The 14299-nt window shown below is 56.3% G+C and carries 12 protein-coding genes; 7 read left to right on the top strand and 5 right to left on the bottom strand.

Annotated features, from left to right (window positions below):
* Positions 1–3: 3 nt before the first annotated feature.
* Both dnaN and dnaA read right to left on the bottom strand, forming a co-directional pair.
* A complete protein-coding gene (dnaN, locus tag HRH33_RS00910; RefSeq protein WP_034139939.1) occupies positions 4–1107 on the bottom strand; it encodes a DNA polymerase III subunit beta in 1104 nt (367 codons plus the stop codon).
* A 38-nt stretch (positions 1108–1145) separates the two neighbouring features.
* Positions 1146–2663: a chromosomal replication initiator protein DnaA gene (gene dnaA / locus HRH33_RS00905; protein ID WP_034139938.1), complete on the bottom strand. Its 1518-nt coding sequence runs from the start codon at positions 2661–2663 to the stop codon at positions 1146–1148.
* 585 nt (positions 2664–3248) lie between these two features.
* Here dnaA and rpmH point away from each other — a divergent pair.
* From rpmH to mnmE, 5 genes are all read left to right on the top strand, one after another.
* Positions 3249–3383 carry a 50S ribosomal protein L34 gene (gene rpmH / locus HRH33_RS00900; protein ID WP_003213577.1) on the top strand — a complete coding sequence of 45 codons (135 nt, stop codon included), beginning with the start codon at positions 3249–3251 and terminating at the stop codon, positions 3381–3383.
* A gap of 16 nt (positions 3384–3399) precedes the next feature.
* Positions 3400–3804: a ribonuclease P protein component gene (gene rnpA / locus HRH33_RS00895; RefSeq protein ID WP_198712244.1), complete on the top strand. Its 405-nt coding sequence runs from the start codon at positions 3400–3402 to the stop codon at positions 3802–3804.
* A complete protein-coding gene (yidD, locus tag HRH33_RS00890; protein ID WP_080758814.1) occupies positions 3797–4042 on the top strand; it encodes a membrane protein insertion efficiency factor YidD in 246 nt (81 codons plus the stop codon). The genes rnpA and yidD overlap by 8 nt, the downstream gene beginning before the upstream one ends.
* Positions 4043–4044: 2 nt before the next feature.
* On the top strand, positions 4045–5748 hold the full coding sequence (yidC, locus tag HRH33_RS00885; protein ID WP_034115592.1) for a membrane protein insertase YidC: 1704 nt from the start codon (positions 4045–4047) through the stop codon (positions 5746–5748).
* Positions 5749–5826: 78 nt separating this feature from the next.
* Positions 5827–7197 carry a tRNA uridine-5-carboxymethylaminomethyl(34) synthesis GTPase MnmE gene (mnmE, locus tag HRH33_RS00880; protein WP_034101618.1) on the top strand — a complete coding sequence of 457 codons (1371 nt, stop codon included), beginning with the start codon at positions 5827–5829 and terminating at the stop codon, positions 7195–7197.
* A 19-nt stretch (positions 7198–7216) separates the two neighbouring features.
* Here the strand turns inward: mnmE and HRH33_RS00875 are convergent, their stop codons facing one another.
* The 3 genes from HRH33_RS00875 to HRH33_RS00865 all read right to left on the bottom strand — a co-directional run bounded on the left by HRH33_RS00875 (position 7217) and on the right by HRH33_RS00865 (position 11196).
* The gene (locus HRH33_RS00875) at positions 7217–9655 is read right to left on the bottom strand and encodes a TonB-dependent siderophore receptor (protein ID WP_167417362.1); all 2439 of its coding nucleotides are present in this window, start codon (positions 9653–9655) and stop codon (positions 7217–7219) included.
* A gap of 90 nt (positions 9656–9745) precedes the next feature.
* Positions 9746–10690, bottom strand: coding sequence for a FecR domain-containing protein (locus HRH33_RS00870; RefSeq protein ID WP_167417361.1), 945 nt, complete (start codon positions 10688–10690; stop codon positions 9746–9748).
* Positions 10690–11196, bottom strand: coding sequence for a sigma-70 family RNA polymerase sigma factor (locus tag HRH33_RS00865; protein ID WP_034139933.1), 507 nt, complete (start codon positions 11194–11196; stop codon positions 10690–10692). Before HRH33_RS00865 ends, HRH33_RS00870 begins: the two co-directional genes overlap by 1 nt.
* Before the next feature lie 561 nt (positions 11197–11757).
* Between HRH33_RS00865 and mnmG the strand changes: the two genes are divergently transcribed.
* Positions 11758–13650: a tRNA uridine-5-carboxymethylaminomethyl(34) synthesis enzyme MnmG gene (gene mnmG / locus HRH33_RS00860; RefSeq protein WP_034115588.1), complete on the top strand. Its 1893-nt coding sequence runs from the start codon at positions 11758–11760 to the stop codon at positions 13648–13650.
* Entirely contained in the window at positions 13647–14291 is a 645-nt protein-coding gene (gene rsmG / locus HRH33_RS00855) for a 16S rRNA (guanine(527)-N(7))-methyltransferase RsmG (RefSeq protein ID WP_034139932.1), read from the top strand. Before mnmG ends, rsmG begins: the two co-directional genes overlap by 4 nt.
* Positions 14292–14299: the final 8 nt, after the last annotated feature.

The raw sequence follows: 14299 nt of genomic DNA, 5'->3' as shown, positions 1-14299 counted from the left end.
TGGTTACAGGCGCATCGGCATGACAACGTAAGCCGAGTCGTCGTTATCGGATTCCTGCACCAGCGCGCTGCTGTTGGAGTCCGACAGAATCAGGCGAACCTGTTCGGTAGTCATAACACCCAGCACGTCCAAGAGGTAGCTCACGTTGAAGCCGATTTCCAGCGAGCCACCGTTGTAGTCGACGCCCACTTCTTCTTCCGCTTCTTCCTGTTCTGGGTTGTTAGCCTGGATCTTCAGCTGACCATTGGCCAATTGCAGACGGATACCACGGTACTTTTCGTTGGACAGAATGGCAGTACGACTGAACGCTTCGCGCAGCGCCTGGCGATCGCCGATCACCAGCTTGTCGCCACCTTTAGGCAATACACGCTCGTAATCCGGGAACTTGCCATCAACCAGCTTGGAGGTGAACGTGAATTCGCCCGTAGTGGCGCGGATGTGATGCTGCCCCAACACGATGCTCACATTGCCGTCCGGCTCAGTGAGCAGGCGTGCCAGTTCAAGAATACCTTTGCGTGGCACGATAACTTGATGACGGTCGGGCTGACCGATATCGGCGCGCATCGAGCACATCGCCAAGCGGTGACCGTCGGTAGCGACCGCGCGGATAACGCCTTCGGATACTTCAAGCAACATGCCGTTCAGGTAATACCGCACATCCTGCTGGGCCATGGCGAAGCTGGTGCGCTCAATCAAACGACGCAGTTTGCTCTGTTCCAGGCTGCACGTCAGCGAGCCAGGACCCTCTTCGACGGTCGGGAAATCATTGGCCGGCAGCGTGGACAGAGTGAAACGGCTACGGCCAGCTTTTACCACCAGCTTCTGTTCATCAACCTTGATGTCGATCAGCGCATCGTTCGGCAGGCTTTTGCAAATATCCATCAACTTGCGCGCCGGTACGGTGATCTCGCCCGGTTCAGCAGGCTCTTCCAACTGCACACGGCCCACCAACTCGACTTCCAGGTCGGTACCGGTCAAGGACAATTGCTGGCCTTCGACCACCAGCAATACGTTAGAGAGTACCGGCAAGGTCTGACGGCGCTCGACGACGCCTGCGACCAGTTGCAGGGGTTTCAACAGGGCTTCGCGTTGAATGGTGAAATGCATGGTCTAGTCCCTTGCCTTAATAAGCTGCGCTGGTGTCATCACGTAGTCAGTGTACGCAGCAGGTTCTTGTAGTCCTCGCGAATATCCGCGTCGGATTCCTTAAGTTCGTTGATCTTGCGGCACGCGTGCAAGACCGTGGTGTGGTCGCGACCACCAAATACATCACCGATTTCCGGCAGGCTATGGTTGGTCAACTCCTTGGAGAGGGCCATGGCCACCTGACGCGGACGTGCTACCGAGCGCGAACGACGCTTGGACAGCAGGTCGGAAATCTTGATCTTGTAGTACTCGGCCACAGTGCGCTGGATGTTATCCACACTCACCAGCTTGTCTTGCAGAGCCAGCAGGTCTTTCAGAGATTCGCGAATCAGCTCAATCGTGATATCGCGGCCCATAAAATGCGAGTGGGCAATTACCCGCTTCAGCGCACCTTCCAGCTCACGCACGTTGGAGCGAATGCGTTGGGCGATAAAGAACGCCGCATCGTGGGGAAGCTCGACCTTGGCCTGGTCGGCCTTTTTCATCAGGATCGCGACGCGGGTTTCAAGCTCCGGCGGCTCTACGGCAACCGTCAAGCCCCAGCCGAAGCGGGACTTCAAGCGTTCTTCCAGACCTTCGATTTCCTTCGGGTAACGGTCGCTGGTCAGAATAACCTGCTGACCGCCTTCGAGCAGAGCGTTGAACGTGTGGAAAAACTCTTCCTGGGAACGTTCCTTGCGGGCGAAGAATTGAATGTCATCGATCAGCAAGGCATCAACAGAGCGGTAAAAACGCTTGAATTCGTTGATAGCGTTGAGCTGCAAGGCCTTGACCATATCAGCCACGAAGCGCTCCGAGTGCAGGTATACGACCTTGGCATTCGGATTTTTCTTTAATAGATGGTTACCCACAGCGTGCATCAAGTGGGTCTTACCCAAGCCAACGCCACCATAAAGGAAGAGCGGGTTGTAACCATGCTTGGGGTTGTCGGCGACCTGCCAGGCAGCGGCGCGCGCCAGCTGGTTGGATTTACCCTCGACGAAGTTTTCAAAGGTGAATGTGCGGTTCAGGTAACTGGTGTGCTTGAGCGCACCTTCGACCTGCACAGTGCGCTGCTCGGCACGAACAGGGGCCTGTTGGGAACTGGCTCCTGCCATCGGGTCGAAGCTATCGCGGGACGGCTCTTCATGCTCCGGCGCATTTTTTTGCGTCGACGATTTGGAGGGCGTCGGCGCAACGGAAGGCGTCGGGGCAGCGGGTGCGGTCGCCGCCTGGGCTTGAGACGCCGCAGCCGCCAGCGGCGCATTAGGTGCAGCGCGAGGCGCGGAGCTGCGTTTGCTACCTATTAATAAGGAGAGCACTGGGGCGAGACCATTGCCATGTTCGTCGAGCAATTCGAGAACACGGCTCAGGTACTTCTCGTTGACCCAGTCGAGCACAAACCGATTGGGCGCGTAGACACGCAACTCGTCGCCTTCGGCTTCGACCTGTAGCGGACGGATCCAGGTGTTGAATTGCTGGGCAGGCAGCTCATCGCGCAAAAGCTCCACGCACTGCTGCCAAAGTTCCACTGACACGGATATCCCCTAAGTTGAAAGCCGGTGAGGCAAAAACAGCCGCCATTGTAGCGATCAGCTGTCCACTTATCCACATGTAGCTTGCTGACACCCCAGCCAAAATCAATGCCTTAACCTTGAAAAAGCCGACCGATGGTCTGTGCATAAGCTCTGTGGATAAGCGTACCTGAGCTCGTTGCACAAGTAGGTCCGAAAGTCTGTGGGTAACTGGACTGTGGATAACAGGCCATTCCACCCACAGCTTATCCGACAGCGCAGCACAGGCAGAACACCGTTTCTCCCCTGTGTTGTCATTCTCTGTACATCAAGTGGAATAAGGGCTTGAGGCAGTTATCCACAGATGGTGGACTGCATAGCTTTTATAAGCTTTACAGAAAAGCTTTAAATAACTTCCTTCTTTATTTCTATATCTAGATTCGTGTTGATGAGTGTCTGAACGGTGAAAACAGCGACGCTGCCGTATTCAGATCTAATTAAAGGAATAGCTGGTTGGAAATTGACCTAGAGGCTTGCTTTCTCTAGAATCGCCGGTCTCTTAAAACGGGGGCCATTCCGGCCCGTTGTGACGAACCAGGTAACAACGCCATGAAACGTACTTTCCAACCCAGCACCATCAAACGCGCCCGTACCCACGGCTTCCGTGCCCGCATGGCTACCAAGAACGGTCGTGCCGTCCTGTCGCGTCGCCGCGCCAAAGGTCGTGCGCGTCTGGCAGTTTGATAATCCGGCACTGGTGGTGAGTCAGGACTTCAGTCGGGAAAAGCGTCTGCTAACTCCCCGGCATTTCAAGGCAGTCTTTGACTCCCCCACCGGCAAGGTTCCGGGGAAAAATCTCCTGCTCCTTGCGCGTAACAACGATCTGGATCACCCCCGTCTCGGGTTGGTGATCGGCAAAAAGAGCGTAAAGCTCTCCGTTGAGCGCAATCGCCTCAAGCGTCTGATGCGCGAATCGTTTCGCCTCCACCAGGACACACTGGTTGGTTGGGATATTGTTATCGTCGCGCGTAAAGGCTTGGGGGATGTAGAAAACCCCGAATTGATTCAGCATTTCGGCAAGCTCTGGAAACGTTTGGCGCGTACCCACAAGCCAGCACCTCCAGCCAGCCCCGAAACTGTAGGGGTAGACAGCAACGATGCGTAAACTGGCCCTCGTTCCGATCCAGTTTTACCGCTACGCCATTAGTCCTCTGATGGCCAATCACTGTCGTTTCTACCCCAGTTGTTCCTGCTACGCGTTAGAGGCCATAGAAAATCATGGTCTTCTGCGCGGTGGCTGGCTGACCTTTCGTCGTTTAGGTCGCTGTCATCCGTGGAATCCCGGTGGTTATGACCCGGTTCCACCTGTCCCCACCTCCCGTTCTTCTTCGATGGCCGAGTAATCATGGATATTAAACGCACGATCCTGATCGTCGCCCTGGCAATCGTGTCCTACGTTATGGTTCTTAAGTGGAACCAAGACTATGGCCAAGCTGCCCTGCCGACTCAGAATGTTGCCGTCAACACTGCACCTGCGGGACTTCCCGACACGGCAAGTGGCACTAACGCTGCCGCCAGTGATGACATTCCACGCGCAGCAGGCGAAGCCAAGGCGCCCGCCGAAGTTCCAGTTGCAGCAAGCACCGACCTCATCCAGATCAAAACGGATGTGTTGGACCTGGCAGTCGACCCACAAGGTGGTGACGTTGCCAAGCTGACCCTGCCGCTGTATCCACGCCGCCAAGACCATCCGGAAATCCCTTTCCAGCTGTTCGATAACGGTGGCGAGCGTATTTACCAGGCTCAAAGCGGTCTGATCGGTACCAACGGTCCCGATGCAAGCCAAGCCGGTCGTCCGGTTTTCTCTTCGGAGAAGAAAAGTTATCAACTGGCTGACGGTCAGGACCAATTGGTCGTAGACCTGAAGTTCAGCAAGGATGGCGTCAACTACATCAAGCGGTTCACGCTCAAGCGTGGCCTGTATGACATTGTTGTCACCTACCTGATCGACAACCAAAGCGCTCAGCCTTGGAACGGCGCGATGTTCGCGCAACTCAAGCGCGACGCCAGCTCCGATCCTTCGTCCAGTACAGCTACGGGCACCGCGACTTACCTGGGCGCCGCCCTGTGGACAAGTTCGGAACCGTACAAAAAAGTGTCCATGAAAGACATGGACAAGGTGAGCGAAGACAAGACCAAGCCAGCCATCACCTACAACGTGAACGGCGGTTGGGTTGCCTGGTTGCAGCACTATTTCGTGACCGCCTGGATTCCACAGCCAGGCCAGAATAATGTGGTTCTGGCCCGCAAGGACTCCAAGGGTAACTACATCATTGGCTACACCGGCCCGTCGTTGACCGTCGCGCCAGGTGCCACCGGCGAAACCAGCGCGACTCTGTATGCCGGCCCGAAAAGCCAGGCTGTGCTCAAAGAGTTGTCCCCAGGTCTGGAACTGACGGTGGACTACGGCATTCTGTGGTTCATTGCACAACCGATTTTCTGGTTGTTGCAACATATCCACAGCATCGTCGGTAACTGGGGCTGGTCGATCATCTTCCTGACCATGCTGATCAAGGGCATCTTCTTCCCTCTGTCGGCCGCCAGCTACAAGTCGATGGCCCGCATGCGTGCCGTGGCGCCGAAACTGGCTGCATTGAAAGAGCAACATGGTGATGACCGGCAGAAAATGTCGCAGGCCATGATGGAGCTGTACAAGAAAGAGAAGATCAACCCGCTGGGTGGATGCTTGCCGATTCTCGTACAGATGCCGGTATTCCTGTCGCTGTACTGGGTACTCCTGGAAAGCGTGGAAATGCGTCAGGCACCGTTCATGCTGTGGATAACTGACCTGTCGATCAAAGACCCGTTCTTTATCCTGCCGATCATCATGGGCGCGACCATGTTTATCCAGCAGCGTCTGAACCCAACGCCTCCGGATCCGATGCAGGCCAAAGTGATGAAAATGATGCCGATCATCTTCACCTTCTTCTTCCTGTGGTTCCCGGCGGGTCTGGTGCTGTACTGGGTGGTCAACAACGTGTTGTCGATTACTCAACAGTGGTACATCACACGTAAAATCGAAGCGGCTACCCAAAAAGCTGCGGCGTAATTACTCTGTGGATAACCACTCAAGACGCCCCCTAGTGGGGCGTTTTGCTTTCCGTCACATTTGTTCTGGAACCTGTTGATGAGCGCTCCTCGTGAAACCATCGCTGCTGTCGCTACCGCTCAAGGTCGTGGCGGCGTCGGTATCGTTCGTATTTCCGGGCCGCTTGCTGGCGTAGCCGCCAAGGCCATCAGCGGGCGAGACCTGAAGCCCAGATACGCGCATTACGGCCCGTTTCTGGATGCCGAGAACGAGGTGTTGGACGAAGGACTGGCGCTGTATTTTCCTGGCCCGAATTCGTTCACCGGTGAAGACGTTCTGGAACTGCAGGGACACGGCGGCCCGGTTGTGTTGGATATGCTGCTGCAGCGCTGTCTGCAATTGGGTTGCCGTCTGGCTCGGCCAGGGGAATTCAGCGAGCGAGCGTTCTTGAATGACAAGCTGGACCTGGCCCAGGCCGAAGCTATCGCGGATTTGATTGAGGCCAGTTCCGCACAGGCGGCGCGCAATGCGCTGCGCTCGCTTCAAGGCGCATTTTCTTTGCGTGTGCATAACCTTACGGAACAGTTGATCGGTCTGCGTATCTACGTTGAGGCGGCGATAGATTTCCCAGAGGAAGAAATCGACTTTCTTGCCGATGGCCACGTGTTGGCGATGCTGGACAAAGTCCGCGACGAGTTATCCACAGTTCTGCGTGAGGCCGGTCAGGGGGCATTGCTGCGTGACGGCATGACGGTGGTGATCGCAGGTCGCCCCAACGCCGGTAAATCCAGCCTGCTCAACGCGTTGGCAGGTCGGGAAGCGGCCATCGTGACTGAGATCGCCGGCACGACCCGAGATATCCTGCGCGAACATATCCACATCGATGGCATGCCGTTGCACGTCGTCGATACGGCTGGTTTGCGTGATACCGATGACCAGGTGGAAAAAATTGGCGTTGAGCGAGCACTCAAGGCCATCGGTGAAGCTGATCGCGTGCTGTTGGTCGTGGACGCCACGGCACCGGAGGCTGTGGATCCTTTTGCCCTATGGCCGGAGTTTCTGGAGCAGCGGCCGGATCCGGCCAAGGTCACGTTGATCCGTAACAAAGCCGACTTGACGGGAGAAGCGATCGCTCTGCAAACCAGCGAAGATGGCCATGTCACCCTCAGTCTGAGCGCCAAATCGGCAGGGGAAGGCTTGGAGCTGCTGCGCGATCACCTCAAAGCCTGCATGGGCTACGAACAGACCTCGGAAAGCAGCTTCAGCGCTCGCCGTCGGCACCTTGAAGCGCTGCGTCAGGCCAGCGCGGCCTTGGAGCACGGACGCGCGCAGTTGACCTTGGCAGGAGCAGGGGAGCTGCTGGCCGAAGACTTGAGACAGGCTCAGCAGCTTTTGGGCGAAATCACCGGCGCCTTCAGCTCAGATGATTTACTTGGGCGGATCTTCTCCAGCTTCTGCATCGGCAAATAACCGGTTATCCACAACCTGGTCACCAGTTGTAAGACACCGTACCGAGCAAGGTACGGCTGTCACCCCAGTAGCAACGCCCCGCATCGTTGCAACCGGACACATATTCCTTGTCGAACAGGTTTTTCGCATTCAGATCCACAGACCAGTGTTTATCAATCTGGTAACCAACCGCGGCATCCACCAATGTGACGCTTCCTGCGTCCAATTTGCCGTACAACGTCGGCGCGGTGTAGGAAAAAGTACTGTCGAAATAGCGAACACCCCCAGCTAGGGAGAGCCCCTTAAGCTGACCGTCGAGGAAGCGATACTTGCTCCACACCGAAGCCTGGTTGCGCGGGACGCCCGTCATCTGATGCCCTTCGACCAAAGACGTGGCCGAATCCTTGGTAATACGCGCATCGGTGTAGGTATAAGCTGCTGTCACATTGAGATTCTGCGTGAGGTTACTGTTGACCTCCACTTCCACACCCTTGGCGCGACTTTCACCTACCTGCCGATAGCTGTTGGTGGTGGCGTCGAGGTAGGTGTCGTCCTGTTTACGTAGGTCATACACCGACAGCGTCATCGCCGTGTCCCAGCCGAGCGGTTCGTATTTAACGCCCACTTCGTATTGGCTGCTGGTGATCGGTTTTAACGGTGAGCCGGCGTTGGAGATCTGCTGTACAGGGACGAACGCGGTGGAATAGCTGACATACGGCGTCAGGCCGTTGTCGAACTGGTACATGACTCCGCCCTGATAGGTGAATTTGCGGTCTTCCGCCTGGGTGTTGCTGGCCTTGTTCACCTTGTCGCGGAATTCGCTGTCCACCCAGTCCTGACGACCGCCGAGTAAGAACAACCAGTGCTCGTATTTGCTCTGTACCTGTGCATAAACCCCTTTCATTTGTTGCTCAAGCAGGGTGTTTTGTACTGCGATGGGGGTCAGCGGATCGCGCAGGTACACGGGGTTATACACATTAATGGTCCCCGCAAACCCTGCGTCCCAATCTTGGTTGAACGAGGTACGGTCGTAGCTGGCGCCCAACAGCACGGTATTTTCCAAATCGCCGAGTCGGAATTTTCCCTCCAGTTGGTTATCCAGGGAGTAAACCATTGATTTGTTATAGCGATCGTAGGCGGTCATGTTCAGTTGCGTGCCAAAGCCGCGATTGTTCAGGGCGCTGGGCCAGGTTTCATGGCGGTTGATGCGCGACTGCATGTAACGGGAGTTCTGCCTGAACTGCCAGTCGTCGTTGAAGCTGTGACTGAATTCGTAACCCGTGCTCCAGGCTTCACGTTCGAAGGTGTTCCAGTCCGGATTACCCAGCATCGTGTGCTTGGATAACTTGCCGTTAGGGTTGGTAAGCAGAGTTCCCGCAGCCGGGAGGCCGAGTTCCAGGTTGGTGTGATCCTTCTGGTAATTGGCCAGCAGGGTCAAGGTGTTGTAATCGTCGAAGTTGAGCGTCAAGGACGGTGCTAGATAGAGCCGATCATCCGGTACATGGTCGGTTTGCGTATCGGATTTTCGCCCCAGCATCACCAGCCTGCCGAGGACGTTGTCATCACCATTGAGCGGACCCGAGATATCCACACCCAACTGGCGGCGATTATTGGAGCCATACCCGAGTTGCACCTCACCTTGGGGCGTGGCCGTCGGATGTTTGCTCACCAGATTAACCAGGCCGCCCGGCGCGTTTTCGCCATAGAGCAGGGAGGAGGGACCGCGGAAAACTTCAACGCGCTCTAGGCCGTAAGGCTCGCTGGTGGTGTCGTATCGATTGCCTTGCACGCGTAGGCCATCTCGCAGCAGGCCGTAGCCGTAGTCAGTGGCGTTGAAACCGCGGATGAAAAACAGGTCGCCTGCCAGACTGTCGCCGGCGGCAAAGGGTGGCGCGAAGATGCCAGGCACGTACCCCAACACTTCCGTCAGGCTTTGCGCCTTCTGATCCTTGATGCGCTGACCGGTGACAACCGAGACTGAACGCGGTGTTTCCGACAAGGGCGTACTGGTTTTGGTACCGATCCGACTGTTCTGCGCCTTGTAGCCCACATCCCCAGAGATATCCCGGTTGAAACCATCCTGTTGATAAGTACTCACCGTCGTTGGCGCAAGCGTGAGTTGGTCTGCGGGAGCGACCTGCAATACGTAGCTGCCAGGAGCTTGGGCGACCGCCGACAACCCAGTGTTTTGCAGCAGCAAAGCGAACCCCTGATCAATCGAGTAGTCGCCCTCGAGCCCAGGTGTCGTCAGCCGTGCGGCCTGCTCCGGCGAAAAAGACAAGATCACATTTGCGCTGGCCGCAAACTGGCTTAAAGCCCTGTCCAGCGAACCGGCCGCAACGGCGTAATGCTGCACCATGTTGGCGGCCAAGACGCCGGTGGCAGACAGGGTACTGGCTGCGGTGGCAGTGGCAATCAGCAGACCATAGGTCATGCCATGGCAGGAAAGTCGCTGGCGTAGCTGGATGGGGAGGCGCATTGGCGGATAAACCCTAAAGGTATTGTCGTAATTACCTGTAGGGCCGCGCCAGGTGAAAAAAAGGTAACCCTCCTGGTGAATTATTTTCGATCAACCGATTGGCGTTATCGAAACCCAATAGCGGGTGAAGTATTTCACTTGGATAGGCAAGGTGGCTTGCAGGTTGGTCAGTACTGCATCGGTGGCGTCCAGACGGAACGTACCGGATACGCGCAGACGGGCCGAGACGGCATCGCATTGCAGGACTCCGGGACGATAGCGTGACAACTCGTCGATTACATCGCCAAGCCGCGCATCCAGCACGATTAATTGACCGTCGATCCAGGCGGTCTGGGTTGCGGTGAAGGGAAGGATCGGGCCGACATTAAGCCGATCAAAGTCGGCGCTCTGCCCCGCCTTGAGGAGTTGGCCAGAGGAAGGATTGTCTACGGGTGACACCTGTACGCGATCCTCCAACACTCCAACGCGAGTGGAATCGGCCAGCTGACGTACGGTAAAGCGGGTGCCCAATGCCTGAACCCGACCTTGGCGGGTTTCAACATAGAAGGGTAGCTGCGCCGCCAACCTGCCGGTGTGGATAAGTACCTCACCCTCGCGCAGACGAATAAGCCGCTGCCGTTCGTCGAATATCACATCGATTGCTGAGCGAGTGTTGAGTTCGATTCGGGTGCCGTCGGCCAATTGGATACGTTGATGTTTGCCAATCGGCGTGCGGTAGTCAGCCAACAACGTTCCCACGCCACTGTGTTGCTGAAGATTCCAACCGAGATAGCCCCCACCGCCAAGCACCAGCATCCATTTAAGTACTTGCCGGCGTTGTTGAGTCGTCGACAGCGCACGCCGAGTAACGTCCTGTGGTGACCCGCCCAGACTGCGTTGCAGCTGTTCGAGCTGGTTCCAAGCGGCCAGATGGGAAGGGTCGCGCCTCAACCATTGCTGCCAGGCATGGTGTTCGGCGGGTGTGGGAGCTTGAGACTGAAATTGCACATACCAAGTGGCGGCGGCTTCAAAGGTGTCGCGGTCGGGGGCGGCCATCAGGAGTTGGCCATGATCAATGAACACTCGGTAAACGCTCGGATCATGTGTTTTTTCACCGTTGTGAGCGAAACCTGCAGTTGATCGGCGATCTGTTGATAAGTCAGCCCATCGATCTGGGACAGCATGAAGATTGTTCGTGCACGCCCGCCAAGCGCGTGCAGGGCTTTATCCACAGCGACTAATGTTTCGATGATGAGCGCTTTGTCCTCCTCACTAACGACGGTGATCTCAGGACGTTCAGCCAGGGCCTCCTTATAGGCCTGTTCAACGGCACTTCGTCGATAACGATCAATCACCAGGCCCCTGGCGATGGTTGCCAGATAATCACGCGGTTCCAGAATCTGGGAGGCGTGTCGTCCACCCAAGATGCGCACGAACGTATCGTGGGCCACATCGGCCGCATCACAGGCGTTATTTAATTTGCCTTTGAGCCATCCGCGCAGCCACGTGTGGTGTTGCTCGTAGATGTGCTGGACGGCTGCCGTGTGAGAAGGAAGAGGCATAGGGCGCGTTAGGTAGGTTAATGATAATCGCTATTATTAACTGCGCTGTGGTTTTCCCACAATAGGTCTCCCAATGAGGTCATCGGCTCCAATCGGAAGATAGGTGTGGCTTCGCCATGGGCGAATCTAGGGTGAATGGCGAAAATCTGTGGATTAAGCCCTGTGGGTAAGCGGCACTGTACCCAGTTGATAACAGGGCTTAAAAACCAAGGATAAACCCGTCTGTGGATAACCATCACTTTAATCCACAGGCTTAACGCAGTTATCCAACGGGCTTATCGGCACATGACCACAGACTTTTGAACCTCTGTACACATCGAATATAAAGGCTTACAGCAATCTATCCACAGAAAGCTTGCTCAGTAGAAATAAACATAAAAACAAAGATTTAATAAATTTCTCTCTTTTAATTTCTATTGTCTGTGATTCATCCACAGCTGGTTAAATTTTGTGCAAAGGGTTCTTTAGGAGGGGCTAAGTCCCTATACTTGCCGCCAAAGCTCCAAAACCCTTTCAACAGACAATTCCTGATTACCTACATAAGCAGGCACGAGGTGCGCGGTGGATTTCCCTTCCCGTTTTGAAGTGATCGTCATCGGCGGCGGTCATGCCGGTACCGAGGCAGCACTGGCGTCAGCGCGCATGGGCGTCAAAACCCTGCTGCTGACGCACAACGTGGAAACCCTCGGTGCGATGAGTTGCAACCCTGCCATCGGTGGCATTGGTAAAAGCCATCTGGTCAAAGAAATCGACGCCCTCGGCGGCGCGATGGCCATGGCCACCGACAAGGGCGGTATTCAATTTCGCGTACTCAATAGCCGCAAAGGCCCTGCCGTGCGAGCGACTCGGGCACAAGCCGACCGCATCCTGTACAAGGCGGCGGTGCGCGAAACCCTGGAAAACCAGCCGAACCTGTGGATATTTCAACAGGCAGCCGATGACCTGATCGTTGAGCAAGACCAGGTGCGCGGTGTCGTCACCCAAATGGGCCTGCGTTTCTTTGCAGAATCCGTGGTGTTGACCACAGGTACGTTCCTGGGCGGACTTATCCACATCGGTATGCAGAATTATTCCGGCGGTCGCGCCGGCGACCCGCCGTCGATTGCCCTGGCAAAACGCCTACGTGAATTGCCGCTACGTGTCGGTCGCTTGAAAACCGGGACGCCGCCGCGTATCGATGGACGTTCTGTGGACTTTTCGGTGATGACCGAACAAGCGGGCGATACGCCGATTCCAGTGATGTCGTTCATGGGCTCCAAAGAGCAACACCCTAAACAGGTCAGTTGCTGGATCACCCACACCAATGCCCGTACCCACGAAATCATCGCGGCGAACCTCGACCGCTCGCCGATGTATTCCGGGGTCATCGAAGGCGTCGGCCCGCGCTATTGCCCATCGATCGAAGACAAGATCCACCGCTTTGCCGACAAGGAAAGCCATCAGGTCTTTATCGAGCCCGAAGGCCTGACGACCCACGAGTTGTATCCGAACGGCATTTCCACTTCGCTGCCCTTCGATGTGCAAATCCAGATCGTGCAATCGATTCGCGGCATGGAAAACGCACACATCGTGCGCCCGGGTTACGCCATCGAATATGACTACTTCGACCCCCGCGATCTGAAATACAGCCTGGAAACCAAAGTGATCGGCGGTTTGTTCTTCGCCGGGCAAATCAACGGCACCACCGGTTACGAAGAAGCCGGGGCCCAGGGTTTACTGGCCGGGACAAACGCAGCATTGCGTGCCCAGGGCAAGGACAGCTGGTGCCCGCGTCGCGATGAGGCATACATCGGTGTATTGGTCGATGACCTGATTACCCTGGGCACCCAGGAACCGTACCGGATGTTTACCTCGCGGGCGGAATACCGTTTGATCCTGCGTGAAGACAATGCCGATCTGCGCCTGACCGAAAAAGGCCGCGAACTGGGCCTGGTTGACGATGTGCGTTGGGCTGCTTTCTGCAAAAAACGCGAGAGCATCGCGCTGGAAGAGCAACGCCTGAAAAGTACTTGGGTTCGCCCGGGCACCGAGCAGGGTGACGCGATTGCCGAAAAGTTCGGCACGCCACTGACCCACGAGTACAACCTTCTGAACCTGCTGTCCCGTCCGGAAATCGACTACGCTGGCTTGGTCGAAGTGACGGGGCAGGGCGCAGAAGATCCACAGGTCGCCGAACAGGTTGAAATCAAAACCAAGTACGCCGGTTACATTGACCGCCAGCAGGATGAAATTGCCCGCTTGCGCGCCAGTGAAGACACCAAGTTACCTGTGGATATCGACTACACCAGCATTTCCGGGCTGTCGAAGGAGATCCAAAGCAAGCTGGGGATAACTCGCCCTGAAACCCTGGGCCAGGCTTCGCGGATCCCCGGCGTTACCCCGGCAGCGATCTCGCTGTTGATGATTCATTTGAAAAAACGCGGCGCGGGCCGTCAGTTGGAGCAAAGCGCTTGAGTTCGTTGGTCACCTCGCAACACGCCGAAGAGTTATCCACAGGTGCGCGCCAGTTGGGCGTCGACCTTACCCCGGCCCAGCATGACTTGCTGCTGGGCTATCTGGCCCTGCTGATCAAGTGGAACAAGGCTTACAACCTGACGGCCGTGCGCGATCCCGACGAGATGGTGTCGCGTCATTTGCTCGACAGCTTGAGCGTGATGCCCTTTATCGAAAATGGTCGCTGGCTGGACGTGGGCAGTGGCGGAGGCATGCCGGGCATCCCTCTGGCCATCCTGTTTCCTGAGTCCCAAGTCACTTGCCTGGACAGTAACGGCAAGAAGACGCGCTTCCTGACTCAGGTCAAACTCGAACTCAAATTGGATAACCTGCAGGTTATCCACAGCCGCGTCGAAGCCTTTACGCCTGAACAGCCCTTCAACGGAATTGTTTCCCGGGCGTTCAGTAGCATGGAAAACTTCAGCAACTGGACCCGCCACCTGGGCGACCAAGACACCCGTTGGCTGGCAATGAAGGGCGTCCATCCAAGCGATGAGCTGTTAGCATTGCCGACGGACTTCCACCTTGATAGCGAACACGCCTTGGCCGTACCCGGTTGCCAAGGCCAACGCCATCTGCTGATACTGCGCCGCACGGCATGATTGGGAAC

The organism is Pseudomonas rhodesiae (assembly GCF_013285305.1).
GTDB classification, from domain to species: Bacteria; Pseudomonadota; Gammaproteobacteria; order Pseudomonadales; family Pseudomonadaceae; genus Aquipseudomonas; species Aquipseudomonas rhodesiae.
This window is presented reverse-complemented; position numbering and strand designations above follow the sequence as displayed.